The sequence below is a fragment of the Rathayibacter sp. VKM Ac-2803 genome, assembly GCF_009807175.1.
Classification (GTDB): Bacteria; Actinomycetota; Actinomycetes; order Actinomycetales; family Microbacteriaceae; genus Rathayibacter.
The window spans coordinates 3380641-3398396 of record NZ_WUCD01000001.1 but is presented as its reverse complement, the minus strand read 5'-3'; the positions used below and the strand labels follow the sequence as shown (position 1 = coordinate 3398396).

The following is a 17756-nucleotide window of genomic DNA, read 5'->3' as shown; positions in this document are numbered from 1 at the left end:
CGCGTCAGCTGTACGGAGTCTGGGAGTCTTTCGTCCGGCGTCTCGGTGCCGGCCCTGACCCTCCCGTGAGGCGGCGGGTCAGGAGGCGCGCCGCCGACGGACGCCGGCGATCAGCATCCCGATCATCATCAGGAAGGCGATCGGGAGGCCGACCAGAGGCAGGGCGAAGACGAACTGCCAGAGCGGACCGCTGTACTCGCGGACGCCGAGAACCGGCGCGATCAGGATGGCGAGGAACGCGAGGACGGTCACGACGATGATCGCGATGAACATGTAGGCGAGGGTGCGTTCGACGCGTCCGATGCCCGCGGGCTCCTGTGGCTTCACCCGTCAAGGATAGGGCGGCGCGCAGTCGTCTAAACTGATGGCTGCTTCATTTCAGGAGGGGTTCTGCATGCCTACCGGCAAGGTCAAGTTCTACGACGAGGAGAAGGGCTTCGGCTTCATCAGCACTGATGACGGCCAGGAGGTCTTCCTGCACGCTTCCGCGCTGCCCTCGGGGACCGCGGTCAAGGCCGGCACCCGCCTCGAGTTCGGCATCGCCGACGGCAAGCGCGGCGCGCAGGCGCTCTCGGCGCGCGTCCTCGACGCGCCGCCCAGCATGGTCAAGCTCAATCGCAAGTCGGCCGACGACATGTCGGTGATCGTCGAGGACACGGTCAAGCTCCTCGACGGGATCGGCACGGGCCTCAAGCGTGGCCGGTACCCCGACAAGGCGCACGGCAAGACGATCGCGGCGCTGCTGCGCCGAGTGGCGGACGAGCTGGATGCCTGACGCCGACGAGACGACCGACGAGTCCGTCGCGTGGTCGGACGACCAGACGCTGACGTTCTCGGGCGACGGGCAGGGCGCCGTGCGCGGCTCCGCCCCGGCCGAGACGCCGGACGCCTCGACCGCCCCCGACGCGGAGCCCGCTCTCGCTGATGACGCGGCCGAGCAGGTCGCGTCCGCGCCCGCGGAGCCCGAGCGGGTCTACGAGGCCGACCCGGTGCTCGCGGCCTCGGAGGAGCGTGCCAGGGCCGCTCTCGCCGAGATCACGCCGCCCGAGACGATCGGCGCGCTCGTCGCGACGCTCGCGCAGGGCGAGCACGTCGTCTCCCTCCAGTTCGCGAACCTCATGCGCGGGTACCCGGGCTGGCTGTGGACCGCGACGCTCTCGCGGATCGACGAGAGCGAGGACGTGAACGTCCTCGAGGTCGAGCTGCTCCCGGGGGAGGGCGCGGTGCTCGCTCCCGACTGGGTGCCGTGGTCGGTCCGCCTGGCCGACTACCACGCCGCTCAGGACTCGGTGGAGGGCGACGACGCCTTCGACGGGTCGGACGACGACGACGAGACGGACGACGAGGAGTCGGACGAGTCCGACGACGGCGACGAGCTCGTCGATGACGAGTTCGACGAGACCGCCGTGCTCGATGCAGACGCGGAGCAGGACGACTCCGACGACGACGACGACTCCGACGACGATGACGACGAGGACGACGACGACGACGACGAGGACGACCTCGACCGTCTCTGACGGTCCGTCGCGACGTCCGGGAGCCTCTCGATGATCGACTCCGACACCCTCGTCACCTACCCCGACCGGGCGACGAGCGGGACGAGTGCGGTCGTGCACGTCGAGGAGCTGGGCGACGGGCGCTGGGGCGTCGTCCTCGCCGAGACCCCTGCGCATCCCGTCGACCCCACCTGGCCCGATCAGGGTCCCGATCGCGGGGTGCTCGTGGTCGACGGAGTCCGGCACGAGATCCTCGACTGCCGCATCGGCGCGTGGCAGGACGGGACGCTCCACGCGGGTGATCGCCTGCCGGCGCGCCTCGGCACCCCGGGCTGGAGCTTCGTCGTCGTCCACGTGCTCCGCGATCCGGTGGCGGTCGGTGCCCGGGTCGCCGTCGAGGTCGACGTCGTGCACCGCGAGGAGCTCTCGCGGGGTCACACCGCCTGCCACCTCGCCTCGCTCGCGCTGAACGCGGCCGTGGCCGGCCTGTGGAGCAAGGACACCCGACCCGACTCCCTCGGGAACCCCGACTTCGATCAGGCGGCGATCCAGAGCTCGGTCATCCGCTCCTCCGGGTCGACCGACGTCTACCGGCTCGGCAGATCTCTCCGGCGCAGCGGCTTCGACGCCGCGCGCCTGCGCGACGAGCTCCCCGCCGTCACCGAGCGGATCGACGCGCAGCTCGGTGAGTGGATCCGCGCCGATGCCGAGGTGCGCATCGATCGCGACGACTCCCGGCTGAGCACGCGCCGGAGCTGGCGCTGCCACCTGACGCCCGACGGGGACGCCGCCGTCTCCTGCGGCGGCACGCACGTGTCCCGGCTCCGGGACCTCGGGCGGGTGAGCGTCGCCCTCACGCTCGAGGACGACGGGACCGCCCTGCGGATGGAGACCGACGTCTCCCTCTGATCAGCGGCGGTTGCGGCTGTAGAACAGGCCGATCGTGCCGAGCACGAATCCGATCACGGTCGTCGAGAGCACGATCGGCGGCACGGCGGTGCCGACCGCGACCGCGATCAGCACGCCGACGAGTGCGAGCACCCACGCGATGCAGCCGACCAGCAGCGCCGTCGCGTCGTCGCTCGGGTAGGGCGGCGGGCTCGGACGGCGCTCCTCCGGTCGCAGCCACAGGCGCATGCGCTCGACGCCTCAGTCGGCCAGGCGCTCGACGACGTAGTCGATGCAGGCGAGGAGCGAGCGGACGTCGTCGGGCTCGATCGCGACGAAGGTCGCCACCCGGAGCTGGTTGCGGCCGAGCTTGCGGTACGGCTCGGTGTCGACGATGCCGTTGGCCCGCAGGATCTTCGCGATCAGCGCCGCGTCGATGGAGGCGTCGAAGTCGACGGTCGCCACGACCTGCGAGCGGTGCTCGGCGACCTCGACGAACGGAGTCGCGATCGACGAGGCCTCGGCCCAGTCGTAGATCGCGCCGGAGGACTCCGCCGTGCGCGCCGACGCCCACGGCAGCCCGCCGTTCGCGTTCATCCACTCGAGCTGCGACTCCATCAGGAGGAGAGTGGAGAGGGCGGGAGTGTTCAGCGTCTGGTTAAGGCGCGAGTTGTCGACGGCGTTCTTGAGGCTCAGGAACTCGGGGATGTAGCGGCCGCTCGCCGCGATCCGCTCCACGCGCTCGATGGCGGCCGGAGAGAAGAGGCCGAACCAGAGCCCGCCGTCCGAGGCGAAGTTCTTCTGCGGCGCGAAGTAGTAGACATCGGTCTCGGCGGCGTCGAAGGCGATTCCGCCGGCGGCGCTGGTCGCGTCGATCACGGTGAGCGCTCCGTCGTCACCGTGGACGCGGCGGACCGGGGCCATGACGCCGGTGGACGTCTCGTTGTGCGGCCAGGCGTAGACGTCGACTCCCTCGACGATCTCGATCTCGCTGCGCGAGCCTCCAGCGGCTGAGACGACGTGCGGCGGCTCGAGGAAGGGGGCGGCGGCGGCCTTGGCGAACTTCTGGCCGAACTCGCCGAACGTGAGGTTCTCGGCGCGGCGCTCGATGAGCGAGAAGGCGGCGGCATCCCAGAACGCCGTCGACCCTCCGTTGCCGAGGAGCACCTCGTAGCCGTCGGGCAGGCTGAACAGCGCCGCCAGGTTCTCGCGGACACGGCCCACGAGGTCCTTCACCGGGGCCTGCCGGTGAGAGGTCCCGAGCAGGTGCGCGCCCTGGGTCGCGAGGTGCGCGAGCTGGTCGTGCCGCACCTTGGACGGGCCGCAGCCGAATCGTCCGTCGTGGGGGAGGAGCTCGCGAGGAATGGTGACGTCCGGCATGCGTTAATACTAGGGTTCCCGGCTCGCCCCGCCTTCGAGTCACGAAGGCCGGAGCGCTGTGCCCCCTCGCGGATGAGGTGTCACGGCGCCCACTAAGGTTGAGCGCGCCGAGACGGGAAGGCTGTCATGACGGATCTGATCGACACGACCGAGATGTACCTCCGCACCATCCTCGAGCTGGAGGAGGAGAACATCATCCCCCTCCGCGCGAGGATCTCCGAGCGCCTCAGCCACTCCGGCCCCACCGTCTCGCAGACCGTCGGCCGCATGGAGCGCGACGGCCTCGTCGTCGTCTCGGGCGACCGCCACCTCGAGCTCACGACCGACGGACGCCGCAAGGCGATCCACGTGATGCGCAAGCACCGCCTGGCCGAGCGGCTCCTCCACGACGTGATCAAGCTCGACTGGGAGTTCGTCCACGAGGAGGCATGCCGCTGGGAGCATGTGATGAGCGAGCAGGTCGAGCGCCGCCTCCTCGAGATGCTCGACCACCCGACGGAGTCGCCCTACGGCAACCCGATCCCCGGGCTCGACGAGCTCGGCGACTCGCCCGCGTCGCGCTTCGCCGACGGCGTCATCAGCCTGCCGCGCTTCGTCGCGGGATCGGCCGAGCCGAAGCGGGGCATCGTGCGCCGACTCGGCGAGCCGGCCCAGGTCGACCCGGAGCTGCTCCTGCAGCTCAAGCAGGCGGGCGTCGTGCCCGGCGCGGAGGGCGAGTTCTCGGCGCTGAGCGGCTACGTGCTGGTGCGCATCGACGACGCGGAGGCGGGCATCGAGCTGCCGAACGAGGTCGCGGCGCACATCTTCGTCGTGGTCTGAGCGAAGGGTTGGCCGCTCCTGGCCCGCTGGTCGAGCAGGTCGCGTAGCGGCCGTATCGAGATCCGACAGCGTCAGAGGGCGCGGTCTGAAGACCAGTCTCTTGAAGCTGGTGGGTCTCGATACGCCCCTGCGGGGCTCCTCGACCAGCATGAGAGTGCACCGGGCGTGACCCAGCAGCAGGGGATGGCACCGGGCGCGGTTCGCGAAGCTGCCGGCTCGACCGGCAGGGGATGGTGTCGGGCACGATTCCCAGGGCCGAGGGCGCGACCAGCAGGGGATGCGCGGGACGCGCATACGGTGCTGGGTGAACACCGCTGCTACCGCACGGGCGGGGTGGCGCGCATCATCCGGACGGAGATCGTCGGTGTCGAATGGTGACAAATCGGTAACGGTCGCTTACGCTCTGGGGAGCCCACCGGCCGGACCTCGGTCGACGGGCGCGATGTCCGGCGCCCCCTCGCCCGTCTCGGACCTCGTGAACTTCGATGCTTCGCGCATAAGACGGGACAGCTGCCTGGGCTGACGGGACGTCGGAGGTCCTTCCCCTTGCCCCAGAACACCTCACCCGGTTCGCCCGACCGGTTCCGCTCCACCCACCCGAACCGCAACGCCGCCTCGTTCGAGAACCAGCCGCCCGTCGTCCGGGCCCGGATCCACGAGGAGGCGCCCGTCGCCCGGCGTGCGGTCCCCGCGGCCCCCTCCCGCCAGGCCGACGTCACCGACTTCGTCCCCTCTCCGCTCGGCACCCCGCGCAAGCGTCGCGGCCGGAAGCTCGGCAAGATCGCGATCGTCGGCTTCGCCGGCGCGCTCGTGGCGACGATGGCGCTGCCCGCGTACGCCTTCTCGCCCGGAACCGAGGACGACGGGCTGTTCGCCGCCTCGAAGGCCGACCTTCTGCGACAGGGTGACGCCCAGAGCGTCGACGTCGCCGGCAGCGTCGTGCTGGCCGCGATCGCGCGCGACGGCTTCTCGGCCGAGGCCGCGCCTCCGCCCCCCGAGCCGGAGCCCGTGGTCGAGCCGGTCGCCGACACGACCGACGTCGCCGAGGCCCGCGCCGAGACGGCCGAGGAGTTCAACTCGTACGACGGCGACTCCGCCGCCGAGATCGCGGAGTCGGCGCCGACCACCGGCTACAGCCTCTCGGCGGTCTTCAACACCGCCCTGCAGTACCAGGGCGTCCCGTACGTCTTCGGCGGAGCCGACCCGAGCGGTTTCGACTGCTCGGGGTTCGTGATGTACGTCTTCGCGCAGTACGGCATCTCGATGCCGCACTCGTCGACCGCCCAGGGCGCCATGGGCACCCCGGTCTCGCTCGCCGACGCGCAGCCCGGCGACCTCGTCATCATGGACGGTCACGACGGCTTCTACGCGGGCAACGGCAACATCCTGCACGCGCCCTACGAGGGGGCGAGCGTGCGGGTGCAGCCCATCTGGACGTCGGACTACAGCATCGTCCGCATCCCCGGCTGATCCTCCGCCGCCGCTCCTCGAGCCCGTCCCGCACGCCGGGGCGGGCTCGACGCGTCTCCGGGGCCGCCTCCCGGTGTGAACTGCGGGTAACGAATCCTCGGAAACCTCTGGCGTTCGCGGCGTGAAGGGTTAATGTGAACCACAGTCCGCTCGTGGTGAGCGGACCGGTTCGTCGAGGGACGGAGTGCCGGATGGCCGAGCGGAGCGAGCACCACTGCGTGGGGCTGCACAGCGTGGATTCGCGTGGGCGCGTGCGGCGGACCGACTCGATCCGGGCGGGGATCCTCTCCGCCGCGGTCCACTCGGCCGACACGCGGATACGACACCACGACGTCACGCGCCTGCGCGCTGTGGACTCGAAGGGCGCTGTCATGACGACGGCGCCCTTTTTCGCGTCCGCGGCGGGGGAGCGCGGCCGAGTGCGACAGCCCGGAGGTCAGTGATGCGCACTTTGGTTCTCAACGCCGGATACGAGCCGCTCGCGGTCGTGTCGTTCAAGCGGGCGCTCGTCCTGCTGATGACCGAGAAGGCGACGATCATCGCGGCCGACGACGAGAATCCGGTGCACGGGGCGACCGGCGACTACGTGCGACCCTCCGTGATCCTGCTGACGCGCTACGTGCGGATCCCGAACTCGCGGACGGTGCCGGTCTCGCGGCGCGGGGTGCTGCGCCGCGACAACCACCGCTGCGGGTACTGCGGATCGCACGCGAACACGATCGACCACATCCAGCCGAAGTCGCGCGGCGGCCGGGACACCTGGGAGAACCTGGTCGCCTGCTGCCACCGCTGCAACAACGTCAAGAGCAACCGCACCCCGCTCGAGATGGGCTGGCGTCTGCGCACGGTGCCGCGGGTGCCGCGCGCCGGCTCCTGGCTCGTGCGCGGCGCGGAGCGCACGCAGCCCGAGTGGGACGACTACCTCGTGGCGTCCGCAGCCTGATCCGCCCTCGATGAGGTGACGCGGTGCGGGGGGCGTCAGCGGCAAGGCGGAGGAGGAAGCGATACCGGCGGTATCGCGCCCGACGACAACGCAGCCGCTGGCGTTCCCCGCGCCGCGTCACTCGTTGTCGCCGCCGGTGGCGTCGCTCGCGTTGCCGGAGCGCTCGCCCGCCCAGGTCCAGTCGGCGACCTCGGGGAGGTCCTCGCCGTGCTCGCGGGTGTAGGCGCGGGCTCGGATGCGGGAGTCCTGCATCTCCTGGCGGAGGCCGGCGGCACGCGCTCCGAGGCCCGGGGTGCGATCGATGACGTCGATGACCAGCGAGTAGCGGTCGAGGTCGTTGAGCATCACCATGTCGAACGGAGTCGTGGTGGTCCCGTTCTCCTTGTAGCCGCGGACGTGCAGGTTCTGGTGGCCGGTCCGCTTGTAGGTCAGGCGGTGGATCAGCCACGGGTACCCGTGGTACGCGAAGACCACGGGGCGGTCGGGGGTGAAGATCGCGTCGAACTCCCGGTCGGAGAGTCCGTGCGGGTGCTCGGACTCGGACATCAGTCGCATCAGGTCGACGACGTTGACCGTGCGGACGGCGAGGTCGGGCAGGTGCTCGCGCAGGATGCTCACGGCGGCGAGGGTCTCGAGGGTCGGGACGTCGCCCGCGCAGGCGAGCACCACATCCGGTGACTCGCCCCGGCGCTCGTTGCTGGCCCACTCGAGGATGCCGAGGCCGCGCGTGCAGTGCGCGACCGCCTCCGCCATGGTGAGCCATGCGGGAGCCGGCTGCTTGCCGGCGACGACGACGTTGACGTAGTCGACGCTGCGGAGGCAGTGGTCGTAGACCGAGAGCAGGGTGTTGGCGTCGAACGGCAGGTAGACGCGCACCACCTCCGGCTTCTTGTTGACGACGTGGTCGATGAAGCCCGGGTCCTGGTGGCTGAAGCCGTTGTGGTCCTGGCGCCAGACGTGGCTCGAGAGCAGGTAGTTGAGGCTCGCGATCGGGCGGCGCCACTCGATGTCGCGAGTGCCGTCGAGCCACTTCGCGTGCTGGTTGAACATCGAGTCGATGATGTGGATGAACGCCTCGTAGCAGGTGAACAGGCCGTGGCGGCCGGTGAGGAGGTAGCCCTCGAGCCAGCCCTGGCACTGGTGCTCCGAGAGGACCTCCATCACGCGGCCGGCGCGGGCGAGGTGGTCGTCGAGCGGGCTGAGCTCGGCGTCCCACTGCTTGTCGGTGGCGGCGTAGACGCTCTGCAGGCGGTTGCTCGCGACCTCGTCGGGGCCGAAGATGCGGAAGTTGGTCGGGTTGGCGCGGATGACGTCCGCGAGCCACTCGCCGAGGACCTTCGTCGCCTCGGCGATGGTGCCGCCCGGCTGCTCGACGATCACCTCGTACTTCCGGAAGTCGGGGAGGCGGAGGGTCTGGCGCAGCAGGCCGCCGTTGGCGTGCGGCGTCGCGCTCATGCGCAGCTCGCCGTCGGGTGCGAGCGAGCGGACCTGCTCGGCGATGCCTCCCTCGGCGGTGAAGAGCTCGTCGGGGCGGTACGAGCGCAGCCAGTCCTCGAGGAGGCGGGTGTGCGCCTCGGTGTCGCGCGCGTTGGCGAGCGGGACCTGGTGGGCGCGGTAGGTGCCCTCGACCTGGACGCCGTCGATCTCGGCGGGGCAGGTCCAGCCCTTGGGGGTCTTCAGGATGATCATCGGCCAGGCCGGGCGGGTGAGATCGCCCTCGGCGGCGCGCTTCTTGATCGCGGCGATGCGGTCGAGGACCGTGTCGAGGACCGCGGCGAAGCGCTCGTGCACGCGCATCGGGTCCTCGCCGTCGAAGCCGCCCTCGACGAGGAACGGCTCGTGGCCGTAGCCGCGCATCAGGCTCTCGAGCTCCTCGTGCGGGATGCGGGCGAGGATCGTCGGGTTCGCGATCTTCCAGCCGTTGAGGTGCAGGATCGGCAGCACGACGCCGTCGGTCGCGGGGTTCACGAACTTGTTCGAGTGCCAGCTCGTGGCGAGCGGCCCGGTCTCGGCCTCGCCGTCGCCGACGACCGCGGCGACGAGCAGGTCGGGGTTGTCGAAGGCGGCTCCGTAGGCGTGGCTCAGCGCGTAGCCGAGCTCGCCGCCCTCGTGGATGCTGCCCGGGGTCTCGGGAGCGGCGTGGCTGGGGATGCCGCCGGGGAAGCTGAACTGGCGGAAGAGGCGGCGCAGGCCGTCCTCGGTCTCGTCGATGTGCGAGTAGATCTCGCTGTAGGTGCCGTCGAGGTAGGCGTTGGCGACCATGCCGGGCCCGCCGTGGCCGGGGCCGGTGATGTAGAGGGTCGGCTGGCTGCGCTCGCGGATCGCGCGGTTGAGGTGCGCGTAGATGAGGTTGAGTCCGGGGGTCGTGCCCCAGTGACCGAGGAGGCGGGGCTTGATGTGCTCCTTCGCCAGCGGCTCGCGGAGCAGCGGATTCGCGAGCAGGTAGATCTGCCCGACCGCCAGGTAGTTCGCGGCACGCCACCAGGCGTCGATCGTCTCGAGGGTGTCGGGGTCGAGGGGAGTGTCGTCGCGGGAGGCCCAGACGTGCTGAGCGGCGGTGGTGAGCGTGGATGCGGCCATGCGGCAACGCTGGCAGCCGGAGGCGTGGGGCGGAAGGGTCTTGCGGGGTCCACGCGGAGAATTCCGCTGCGCACCATCAGCTGAAAAGGGGTGCCCTCCCTCCTCGGGCGAGCGACCCCGCTCTCAGCCGATGTCGCGCCGGGTCAGCCCCGCGGAGTCGCGCGGCGGAGGAGGAGGTACCCGGCCACCGCTGCCAGGGCCGTCGGAATCAGCAGGAGGGCGACCGCCCCGGTCGGACCGATCCTCGTCGCGATGTCGCTGATCGCGCCCCAGCCGTCCGTCAGGGTGACGAGCGCGAACAGGGCGAGGAGGAGCGCGCCGAGGGCGATGAAGAAGATCGTCATCCCCCGGGACTGCCAGCGGACGTAGACGGAGGCGGTGGCGGAGCCGACGAAGAAGAAGAAGAGGAACAGGACGAAGGTGGCGAAGGCCTGCTCCGCCCACGAAGTCCCGGCGAAGTCGTCCGATCGGAACATGCTGCCACCGAGTCCCCAGCCGCCGGTCGCCGCTTCGAGAGCCGCGAGGAGGGAGTAGAGCACCGTCCATCCCGCGGAGAGGAGGACGAAGGTCAGCGCGCTGCCGAGGAAGTAGTCGCGCCTCGTCGAGCCGTAGCCCAGGGCGAGGGCGAACGTGACGTTCGTGGCCTGGATCGCCACGATCAGCATGTAGACGAAGATGAAGAAGGTGCCGCCGGTGATCCTGACTCCGGAGTCGCCGCCGGCCGTCTCGACCCCGATCAGGCGGAGGACGAGCAGCCAGATGACGAGGCTCCCGGCGACGATGGCCGCGAGGATCAGCAGGGGCGAGTAGAGCAGCGTCGCCGGGTTGGCGAAGTGGAGGCGGATGACGGCGAGCAGTCGGTTCGCCTGGGTGGGGCGCCGCCCGGTGGCGGTGGTCGTCGTGGTCATGGTGCTGGTCCTTCCCTTGCAGTGGGCGACGCGCAGGGCGCCGGGATGTCGGTGCCGGTCCTCAGCCGCGCGGAGTCGCGCGCCGGAGGATCAGGTGACCGGCGAGGGCGGCGAGCGCGGTCGGGATCAGCGAGAGCGCGTATCCGCCGACGAAGCCGACGCGGGCGAAGAACGCTCCGAACTCCCCCCAGCTCTCGGTGAGGGTGAGCAGCGTGACCGCGCCGAGCACGAGAGCCCCGAGGGCGGTGAAGAAGACGAGCATGCCCCGCTGACGCCAGCGGACGTAGGCGGAGGCGGTGGCCGCGCCGACGAAGAAGAAGAACAGGAATGCGCAGAGCACCGCGAAGACGCGCTCGAGCAGCGAGCCGTCGCCGAAGTAGATGGAGCGGAAGAAGTTGCCGCCGAAGCCCCAGCCGCCGGTCGACTCCTCGAGGCCGCCGAGGACGGCGAAGAGCGCGGTCCAGGCGAATGCGAGGCCGATGAAGGTGACGGCACTGCCGAGGGAGAACTCGCGTCGGGTGGAGCCGTAGCCGAGGGCCAGCCCGAAGCTGATGTTCACGGCCTGGACGGCCACCACCATCATGTAGACGAAGATGAAGAACGTCGCGCCCGAGTACTGCATGCCGAGGGTCGTCTCGTCGATCTCGGCCTGGGTGTCGAGGTTCTGCAGGATCAGCCACCACACCGCGAGGTTGCCGAGGAAGATCACCATCAGGATGACGAACGGCGTGTAGAGGATCGTCGCCGGGTTCGCGAAGTGGAGCCGGACGACGGCGAGGAGTCGGCTGCCGGTGCGGGGCCGAGCGTCGGTGAGGGCGGTCATCTCTCGTCCCTCCCCGTGGTGAGCTGCACGACGAGCTGCTGGAGCGAGACCGGCTCGAGCTCGAGTCCGAAGGCGCGGGCGCTCTCGCGCCCCGCCTGGTCGAGCCGGGGGAGCGTGGCCGTGGCGAGGCCCCCCATCGCGGTGCGGCCGATGACTTCACGGCTGCTGGTGAACGAGTCGACCGCACCGCGGGGCCCGGTGACCGTCGCGGCCGAGCCGCGCAGCTCCTCCGTGTCGCTGTCGATGAGCAGGCGGCCGTCGTCGATGACGAGGACGTGCTCGAGGAGGTTGCTCACCTCGTCGATCAGGTGGGTCGAGAGGATCACCGTGCGCGGGTGCTCGGCGAAGTCGGCGAGCAGGCGGTCGTAGAAGAGCTGCCGTGCGACGGCGTCGAGGCCGAGGTAGGGCTCGTCGAAGAAGGTCAGCGGGGCGCGGGAGGCGAGACCGACGATCACGCCGATCGCCGAGAGCTGGCCGCGGCTCACCTTCTTGACCTTGCGGTCGAGGGGGAGTCGGAACTCCTCGACGAGCTGCTGGGCGAAATCCTCGTCCCAGCCCTCGAAGAACCAGCGGGCGCTCCCCAGGACGTGCTTGACCCGGAAGTCGTCGGGGTACTTCTGGCTCTCCTTGATGAAGCAGGTGCGGGAGAGGACGGCGGCGTTCTCGACGGGCGAGGCGCCGAAGACGCGGATGTCGCCGCTGCTCGCGAACTCCTGGCCCGTGAGCAGGGACATGAGCGTGGTCTTGCCGGCGCCGTTGCGGCCGAGGAGGCCGTGGATCCGGTTCTCGTCGAGCGCGAAGCTGACGTCGGTGACCGCGTGCATGCTGCCGTAGTGCTTGCTGAGGCCGGCGACCTCGATGACCGCGCTCATCGCGATCCCCCTTCGTTGATCATGGCGGCGAGCTGCTCGGTGGTGAGGCCGAGCTTGGCGGCCTCGGCGAGCAGGGGTGCGACGAACTGGTCGCGGAACTGCGTGCGGCGCTTCTCGACCAGCCGGTCGCGGGCGCCCTCGGCGACGAACATGCCGATCCCCCGTCTCTTGTAGAGGACCCCGTCGTCGACGAGCAGGTTCACGCCCTTGCCGGCGGTGGCCGGGTTGATGCGGTGGAACGCTGCGAACTCGTTGGTGGAGGGGACCTGGGTCTCTTCGGGGAGCGCCCCGGCGATGATGTCGTTCTCGATCTGCTCCGCGATCTGCAGGAAGATCGGGCGGGAGTCGTCCATGGGGGCCTCCTTCCCTACGGTGGTGTGTTGGTTGGTTGGTGCAGTAACTAACCAAGCAGGCGGGGCCCCCGGTGTCAAGAGCGCGCGGGCGTGGCGGGCCGCGCGGCCGTCGGTACACTGGATCCGGCCAGCCTCTGTAGCTCAATGGAAGAGCGACTCCGTCCTAAGGAGCAGGTTGGGGGTTCGAGTCCCTCCAGGGGCACCAGGGTGTGGTGACGAGGACCGTCGCCGAAGTGGGCGTGTCGGCTTCTGGGTCGGCCAGCGGAGAGCCGGCGGAGATGTCCCCCGCAGTCACGCCTCTCCGCGCAGCCCGAGTGTCGTGAGCGCTGTCACGGCTTCGTCGACGCGCTCCGAGGCGTCGACCGCAGGTCCGTGCTGGGCGGTGACTGCCCCGGTGAGGGTGTCGCCGTGAAGGTGCGGGTGGTGCCAGATGGTCGCGGCGATGCCGTCGAGCACGTGCACGGTGCCTGCGGCGAGCACGATCACCCTCTGCCCGTCGGTGACCGCGTTGCGGCCCTGGATCTCCCACCAGCTCTCGTCCGATGCGGGCGGCGCCGCGAGCAGGCCGGCAGTGATCGCGACGAGCTGCTCGGCGTCGCGGTAGCGGACGCGGTGCACGCCGCCGATCCCGGCTGCGAGGCGGGTGAGGATCGGGATGCCGTTCTCGAGGGCGGGCAGGGCGCTGGTCTCGGGGACCAGGAGGGGGATCGCGTCGGCCAGGTCGAGGAGCTCGAGCTGCGCGGGTCCGACCATGTACGGGTCGCGGTCGAGGATCACGAGAGCGGCGAGCCGCGGGTTCGCGGGCGCCGGCAGGAGGCCGAGCTCGTCGGGCGAGAACGGCCGCTTCGGCATGCCCTCGGCGGTGCGGATCAAGAGCGGCTTCTCGTAGGGGAGGATCCGCCCGTCCGGAGCGATGCCCGTGGTCTCGTCGGTGAGGTACCCGTAGGAGCGGCCCAGGGTCGCCGCGGCCGTCGTCTTCCCGCGGCCGGACGGTCCGACGAAGACCGCGGAGGCGCCGGTGGGATCCGCGAGCGCGCAGGCGTGCAGCATCAGGAGCGTGCCCTGCGCGGCCTCGATCGCCCGCAGGGTCACCTCCGCGATCGCAGCAGAGGCCCGATGGTCGAATGACTCCGTCGAGCTGGGGAGGGTGAAAGAACTGTCGCCCACCGAATCCGGAGGAGTGACCGACGCGCGATCCCAGAGCGCTCTCGTGGCGGCACGGTCCGCAGTGGAGAGACGATGCACATCCATCACGATGGTCCGGTTCAACGCCTGGATCAGCACTGCAGTGTCCTCGCTGCCTCACGCCGGCGCGTGAGCCGTGGAGTCACGGTCAGAACGGCCATCCAGGCATGTGGACGGTCGCGAACGACGTCGGAACCGCGTTTCCCGTCGCGTACACGATCAGATCGGATCCGCGTTCGGTCGTGCGGTTCGTGAAGCAATCGAACGAGACGCTCTGCCCGGGCTGATACACGTCGGAGCCGGTATAGAGTTCGGCGGCGTTGTCGACCTCTCCGCCACGGTTGTAGATCGCGTAGCTGTAGGCGTAGCCGGGACCACCGGCGATCACGGAGCGAAAGATGTTGGTGCTGGAGTACTCGAACACCAGCGTGAGGAGCTGCTGGGGCGTCTTCGACGTGTTCGTGACGGTGAAGACAGCGTGCACGATGCCCGTCCCGAGTACCTCCGGTACGCTCCACGTCCCTGTCAATCCATCGAACGGCTCCGGAGTCACGCTCGCCTGAGCAGCCGGCGCGCCGACCGCTGCGAGGACGAGGGGCGCGGACCAGCCGGCGGCCTGGGCGAGGTGGCGACGGGAGAGGCCGGTCGACTCGGTGGGGGTGTCTTCGAGGTCGGTCATGAGTGTGCTCCAGGGCGTTCGGGTCGGCGAGGGATCGGAGGTGCGACGGCCGCCGTCGGGCGAGGCGGGCCGGCATCCGAGCCGCGCACCACAGGCACGACTCGGTCGACCGGCGTGAGGTGCGCAACGCTCGACGCGCTCAGTGTGACCTACTCGACCCTGATCGGCCGCGGATGGGGATACCCCCCTTTAAGCGCGCACCCAGGTCTGCTCCGGTTCTCGGGCCGCGCCTGAAGTCTCGCTTTCATCGTCTTCGGATCGACGCCGTGCTGCGCGCCTAGCTGATTCAGTCACCAGCCTTGGGTCTTCAGCTCCGCTGCGTGCGCCGGCTGTCGAGCTGTCGGCGCTTGGCCTTCTGCTCGTCGGACAGCCGCACCTGGCGCTGACGGATGGTCTGCACACCGACTGAGGGAGCGGCCGGTTCCGCCTCCTCACCCCTGGTGATTCCTGTCCTGACCGCCACCAGTGCCGATCCCATTGACCTGATGAGAGTTCGCGCGTCCCCCTGGGGTGGTGCACTGCATCGCTCGGGGAGCGAAGAGCGCTGCGCGCTGTCGACCGCGGCGTCTTGCGGCTGCGTCCTCACGGCGCTTCATGTCGTGGTTCGAGGTTCTTGGCCTCGGCGAGGTGGCTGTAGGTTCCGTTCATGAGACTGACGGCACTGCCTGCTGGGGCGAGCTGGGATCACAGGGGAGTACGGGCCGGTTTCGAGATCGCCTTCTTCGAGGTGGTGAGTGCCGGACATCGTGTGATCGGTCACACGACCGCGCGCGAGTCCTCTGCACTGTGGTCGGTCGGCTACGACGTGACGGTGGATCCTTCGTGGAGGACTGTCGCGGTGCAGGTGGTCAACCTGTCGGTCCACGGGAGGGGCGAACTGATTCTGACGCGCGACTCCACGGGTCGGTGGGCCGCGAACGGTGAGGCGCGACCCGACCTCGATGGATGCCTGGATGTCGATCTCGAGTCGTCCGCGGTGACGAACACGCTTCCCCTCCATCGTCTCGATCTCGTCGAGGGAGTCGGTGTGGACGTGCCGGCGGCGTTCGTCCGAGCTGACGACCTCCGTGTCGAACGTCTCGAACAGCGTTACACCTTGATCGAGGCCGGCTCGGGGCACTTGCTGTTCCACTACGAATCGTCGACGTTCGACTTCGCGTGCGACCTGAGGTACGACGGCTCGGGGCTCGTCATCGAGTATCCCGGGATCGCGAACAGAGCGACCTAGGCACGAGGCTCTGGAGGGAGCGGTCGTCCACGAGACGTCCGTGCCGCCGGCTCGCGCCGCGACTGGTCGTGCCCGTCGAGCGCGGGCTCAGGTCCACTCCGATCCTCGAGTCCGCGGTGGGAGCCTCCCAAAATGTAGCAAGTGATCTATTTCTGCGTTAGCGTCGTCTCGTCTCGAAGACACGACGCGTGCGAAGGAGCATCACGATGACATCGGCCACCCGGACGACGGACCACTCGACGACGACCGCAGGGCGGTCCGGACTCGGCAGGCTCGGTCCGCTCCTCTTCCTCGCCCACGCCGGGTGGATGCTCCCCTTCAGTGCGGTGAACGCGCTGATCCCGGCGCTGATGACGGAGATCGACCCCGATCGCAAGATCGCCCTCTTCGCGACGCTCGCCGCGGCCGGCTCGGTCGCGAGCATGCTGGCGACCGTCGTCTTCGGCACCCTCTCGGACCGCACCCGGTCGCGCTTCGGCCGACGGAACCCCTGGATCGTCAGCGGCGGCGTCCTCCTCGGAGCGGCCTCGACGGCGATGTCGTTCACCAGCGACTTCGGACTGCTCGTGGTGCTGTGGGTGGTGATCCAGATCGGTCTCGCGGTCGTGCTCGCTCCGCTCTTCGCCGTTCTCCCGGAGCGGGTCGGTGTGCAGGATCTCGGCAAGGCGTCGACGCTGATCGGCCTCGGGCAGCTGCTGGCTCAGAGCCTGGGCGCGATCGTCGGCGGCGCCTACATCACGATGCCGCGCGACGGCCTGCGGTGGCTGCCCTGGCTCATCGCCGTGGCCATGGTCGTCTTCGTCGCCTTCTCGAGAGAGCCCGACAACCGGAGCGAGCCGCGCGAGGCGTTCTCGGTCGGACTGCTCCTGCGCAGCTTCGTTCCGCCGAAGGACCGCGACTTCCTCCTCGCCCTCGTCGGGCGCTTCCTCCTGCTGCTCTCGTTCATGATGGTGCTGCTCTACCAGCTGTTCGTCCTCACCGACTACATCGGGATCGACCTCGCCGCGGCCGGAGGGGTCATCGCGATCGGCGGCATCGTGATGGCCGTCTCGTCCGGGATCGCGACGCTCGTGTCGGGGCCGCTCTCGGACCGGATCAAGCGCCGCAAGCCCATCGTGATCGCGGCCTCCCTCGTGTTCGCCGTCGCCGAGCTGCCGCTCGTCTTCGTCGCCGACGTCTGGGCGTTCTACGCGTTCCTCGCCGTGGGCGGGTTCGCCTACGGGATGTACATCGCCGTCGACCAGGCCCTGCTCGCCGAGGTGCTGCCCAGCGCCGAGAACCGCGGCAAGGACATGGGCATCCTGAACATCGCCAACACGGGACCGCAGATCATCGCTCCGATCGTCGCGGGCGTGATCGTGTCCAGTGCCGGATTCCAGCCGGTCTTCATCATCGCCGTGATCCTCGCGGTGCTCGCCGGGCTCGCGCTGATCCCCATCCGCCGGGTGCGGTGACGCCCTCGACGGGCACGGTCGCGGCGGCTGCGCCTGCTCCGCGGGACGGCGGCAGGGGTCCCTATGCGAAGAGCGAGCGGCGGCGTCGGCAGATCCTCGAAGCGGCGATCGTCGAGTTCGGGGACCACGGGTACGCCGGCGGTTCCGTCGCGCGGATCGCGAGCGCACTCTCGCTCAGCGTCGCGGGAGTCATGCATCATTTCGGCGGCAAGGAGAGCCTGCTGCACGCGGTTCTCGCGCACGTCGAGAGCGAGGTTCCCGACCGGTTCGAGCACGACCTCGAGGCCCACGGCTTCGCCGTGGCGGTGCTCCGTCTCGCCGAGTGCGCGGCCGGCCGGCGCGAGGTGCTGAAGCTGATCGCAGTACTCGGCGTCGAGGCGGCCGTTCCCGTGCACGCGGCCCATCAGTGGCTCAGCGTCCGGGAAGCGGCGACCCGGCAGCGTCTGGCGGCGGGCATCCGTCGGGATCAGGAGCGCGGCCGGATCGACCCCTCCTGCCCTGCGGATCTCGCTGCGGCGAGTGTCCTCGCTGCCTGGGGCGGGGTGCGCCTGCTGTGCCTTCTCGACCCCCAGGCCGATGCTCTCGCCGTCTTCGGCCACTGCGTGACAGCTCTCGTGCCCTCGGCCTGACCGTCTGCACCGGGGCTGCGGCGAGGGGACGACCGAGACCGAACCGAAA

General features: G+C 70.0%; 19 protein-coding genes and 1 tRNA gene. 10 read left to right on the top strand and 10 right to left on the bottom strand.

All coding sequences use genetic code 11. From position 1 onward, the window contains the following. Window positions 1–78: 78 nt before the first annotated feature. Window positions 79–327 carry a hypothetical protein gene (locus tag GRS96_RS15865; RefSeq protein WP_235021725.1) on the bottom strand — a complete coding sequence of 83 codons (249 nt, stop codon included), beginning with the start codon at window positions 325–327 and terminating at the stop codon, window positions 79–81. 67 nt (window positions 328–394) lie between these two features. Here GRS96_RS15865 and GRS96_RS15860 point away from each other — a divergent pair, with 67 nt between their 5' ends. The 3 genes from GRS96_RS15860 to GRS96_RS15850 are packed head-to-tail and all read left to right on the top strand — an operon-like array spanning window position 395 to window position 2405. Further along, complete coding sequence (locus tag GRS96_RS15860; RefSeq protein WP_056036929.1) at window positions 395–775, top strand: cold-shock protein; 381 nt, start codon at window positions 395–397, stop codon at window positions 773–775. Next, window positions 768–1517, top strand: coding sequence for a DUF3027 domain-containing protein (locus GRS96_RS15855; protein ID WP_159988946.1), 750 nt, complete (start codon window positions 768–770; stop codon window positions 1515–1517). The genes GRS96_RS15860 and GRS96_RS15855 overlap by 8 nt, the downstream gene beginning before the upstream one ends. Window positions 1518–1547: 30 nt before the next feature. Next, the gene (locus tag GRS96_RS15850; RefSeq protein WP_159852171.1) at window positions 1548–2405 is read left to right on the top strand and encodes a metal-dependent hydrolase; all 858 of its coding nucleotides are present in this window, start codon (window positions 1548–1550) and stop codon (window positions 2403–2405) included. Here the strand turns inward: GRS96_RS15850 and GRS96_RS15845 are convergent, their stop codons facing one another. Then, the gene (locus GRS96_RS15845; protein ID WP_159852170.1) at window positions 2406–2633 is read right to left on the bottom strand and encodes a DUF2530 domain-containing protein; all 228 of its coding nucleotides are present in this window, start codon (window positions 2631–2633) and stop codon (window positions 2406–2408) included. Between the two features lie 12 nt (window positions 2634–2645). Next, window positions 2646–3764 (bottom strand): phosphoserine transaminase, encoded by a 1119-nt coding sequence (serC, locus tag GRS96_RS15840; protein WP_159852169.1) that lies wholly within the window; start codon window positions 3762–3764, stop codon window positions 2646–2648. A 126-nt stretch (window positions 3765–3890) separates the two neighbouring features. Here serC and GRS96_RS15835 point away from each other — a divergent pair, with 126 nt between their 5' ends. The 3 genes from GRS96_RS15835 to GRS96_RS15825 all read left to right on the top strand — a co-directional run bounded on the left by GRS96_RS15835 (window position 3891) and on the right by GRS96_RS15825 (window position 6996). Continuing rightward, complete coding sequence (locus GRS96_RS15835) at window positions 3891–4583, top strand: metal-dependent transcriptional regulator (RefSeq protein ID WP_159852168.1); 693 nt, start codon at window positions 3891–3893, stop codon at window positions 4581–4583. Window positions 4584–5129: 546 nt separating this feature from the next. Beyond that, window positions 5130–6053: a C40 family peptidase gene (locus GRS96_RS15830; RefSeq protein WP_235021724.1), complete on the top strand. Its 924-nt coding sequence runs from the start codon at window positions 5130–5132 to the stop codon at window positions 6051–6053. A gap of 442 nt (window positions 6054–6495) precedes the next feature. Continuing rightward, window positions 6496–6996 carry an HNH endonuclease gene (locus GRS96_RS15825; RefSeq protein ID WP_159988945.1) on the top strand — a complete coding sequence of 167 codons (501 nt, stop codon included), beginning with the start codon at window positions 6496–6498 and terminating at the stop codon, window positions 6994–6996. Between the two features lie 117 nt (window positions 6997–7113). Here GRS96_RS15825 and GRS96_RS15820 read toward each other — a convergent pair whose 3' ends face one another. The 5 genes from GRS96_RS15820 to GRS96_RS15800 all read right to left on the bottom strand — a co-directional run bounded on the left by GRS96_RS15820 (window position 7114) and on the right by GRS96_RS15800 (window position 12532). Further along, window positions 7114–9576, bottom strand: a complete 2463-nt coding sequence (locus GRS96_RS15820; protein ID WP_159988944.1) for a phosphoketolase family protein — start codon at window positions 9574–9576, stop codon at window positions 7114–7116. A 143-nt stretch (window positions 9577–9719) separates the two neighbouring features. Beyond that, window positions 9720–10484 carry an ABC transporter permease gene (locus tag GRS96_RS15815; RefSeq protein ID WP_159988943.1) on the bottom strand — a complete coding sequence of 255 codons (765 nt, stop codon included), beginning with the start codon at window positions 10482–10484 and terminating at the stop codon, window positions 9720–9722. Window positions 10485–10545: 61 nt separating this feature from the next. Next, window positions 10546–11307: an ABC transporter permease gene (locus GRS96_RS15810; RefSeq protein WP_159988942.1), complete on the bottom strand. Its 762-nt coding sequence runs from the start codon at window positions 11305–11307 to the stop codon at window positions 10546–10548. Beyond that, window positions 11304–12179: an ABC transporter ATP-binding protein gene (locus tag GRS96_RS15805; RefSeq protein WP_159859626.1), complete on the bottom strand. Its 876-nt coding sequence runs from the start codon at window positions 12177–12179 to the stop codon at window positions 11304–11306. Before GRS96_RS15805 ends, GRS96_RS15810 begins: the two co-directional genes overlap by 4 nt. After that, window positions 12176–12532 (bottom strand): GntR family transcriptional regulator, encoded by a 357-nt coding sequence (locus tag GRS96_RS15800; protein ID WP_056036893.1) that lies wholly within the window; start codon window positions 12530–12532, stop codon window positions 12176–12178. The genes GRS96_RS15805 and GRS96_RS15800 overlap by 4 nt, the downstream gene beginning before the upstream one ends. A 130-nt stretch (window positions 12533–12662) precedes the next feature. Between GRS96_RS15800 and GRS96_RS15795 the strand changes: the two genes are divergently transcribed. Then, window positions 12663–12737 (top strand) — tRNA-Arg (locus GRS96_RS15795). An 86-nt stretch (window positions 12738–12823) separates the two neighbouring features. Here the strand turns inward: GRS96_RS15795 and GRS96_RS15790 are convergent. Beyond that, entirely contained in the window at window positions 12824–13624 is an 801-nt protein-coding gene (locus tag GRS96_RS15790; RefSeq protein WP_159859623.1) for a hypothetical protein, read from the bottom strand. 241 nt (window positions 13625–13865) lie between these two features. Next, window positions 13866–14396, bottom strand: a complete 531-nt coding sequence (locus tag GRS96_RS15785; protein WP_159859620.1) for a hypothetical protein — start codon at window positions 14394–14396, stop codon at window positions 13866–13868. Between the two features lie 646 nt (window positions 14397–15042). Between GRS96_RS15785 and GRS96_RS15780 the strand changes: the two genes are divergently transcribed. The 3 genes from GRS96_RS15780 to GRS96_RS15770 all read left to right on the top strand — a co-directional run bounded on the left by GRS96_RS15780 (window position 15043) and on the right by GRS96_RS15770 (window position 17707). Then, the gene (locus tag GRS96_RS15780) at window positions 15043–15624 is read left to right on the top strand and encodes a putative glycolipid-binding domain-containing protein (protein ID WP_159988941.1); all 582 of its coding nucleotides are present in this window, start codon (window positions 15043–15045) and stop codon (window positions 15622–15624) included. Window positions 15625–15830: 206 nt separating this feature from the next. Continuing rightward, window positions 15831–17078, top strand: a complete 1248-nt coding sequence (locus GRS96_RS15775; RefSeq protein ID WP_159859614.1) for an MFS transporter — start codon at window positions 15831–15833, stop codon at window positions 17076–17078. After that, a complete protein-coding gene (locus GRS96_RS15770) occupies window positions 17075–17707 on the top strand; it encodes a TetR/AcrR family transcriptional regulator (protein ID WP_159859611.1) in 633 nt (210 codons plus the stop codon). Before GRS96_RS15775 ends, GRS96_RS15770 begins: the two co-directional genes overlap by 4 nt. The last annotated feature ends 49 nt before the right edge of the window (window positions 17708–17756 follow it).

Coding starts and splice junctions, on each gene's coding strand:
- GRS96_RS15845 (WP_159852170.1), bottom strand. CDS start 2,633: ATGCGCCTGTGGCTGCGACCGGAGGAGCGCCGTCCGAGCCCGCCGCCC.
- GRS96_RS15860 (WP_056036929.1), top strand. CDS start 395: ATGCCTACCGGCAAGGTCAAGTTCTACGACGAGGAGAAGGGCTTCGGC.
- GRS96_RS15800 (WP_056036893.1), bottom strand. CDS start 12,532: ATGGACGACTCCCGCCCGATCTTCCTGCAGATCGCGGAGCAGATCGAG.
- GRS96_RS15785 (WP_159859620.1), bottom strand. CDS start 14,396: ATGACCGACCTCGAAGACACCCCCACCGAGTCGACCGGCCTCTCCCGT.
- GRS96_RS15850 (WP_159852171.1), top strand. CDS start 1,548: ATGATCGACTCCGACACCCTCGTCACCTACCCCGACCGGGCGACGAGC.
- serC (WP_159852169.1), bottom strand. CDS start 3,764: ATGCCGGACGTCACCATTCCTCGCGAGCTCCTCCCCCACGACGGACGA.
- GRS96_RS15835 (WP_159852168.1), top strand. CDS start 3,891: ATGACGGATCTGATCGACACGACCGAGATGTACCTCCGCACCATCCTC.
- GRS96_RS15805 (WP_159859626.1), bottom strand. CDS start 12,179: ATGAGCGCGGTCATCGAGGTCGCCGGCCTCAGCAAGCACTACGGCAGC.
- GRS96_RS15815 (WP_159988943.1), bottom strand. CDS start 10,484: ATGACCACGACGACCACCGCCACCGGGCGGCGCCCCACCCAGGCGAAC.
- GRS96_RS15775 (WP_159859614.1), top strand. CDS start 15,831: ATGACATCGGCCACCCGGACGACGGACCACTCGACGACGACCGCAGGG.
- GRS96_RS15820 (WP_159988944.1), bottom strand. CDS start 9,576: ATGGCCGCATCCACGCTCACCACCGCCGCTCAGCACGTCTGGGCCTCC.
- GRS96_RS15855 (WP_159988946.1), top strand. CDS start 768: ATGCCTGACGCCGACGAGACGACCGACGAGTCCGTCGCGTGGTCGGAC.
- GRS96_RS15780 (WP_159988941.1), top strand. CDS start 15,043: ATGAGACTGACGGCACTGCCTGCTGGGGCGAGCTGGGATCACAGGGGA.
- GRS96_RS15825 (WP_159988945.1), top strand. CDS start 6,496: ATGCGCACTTTGGTTCTCAACGCCGGATACGAGCCGCTCGCGGTCGTG.
- GRS96_RS15810 (WP_159988942.1), bottom strand. CDS start 11,307: ATGACCGCCCTCACCGACGCTCGGCCCCGCACCGGCAGCCGACTCCTC.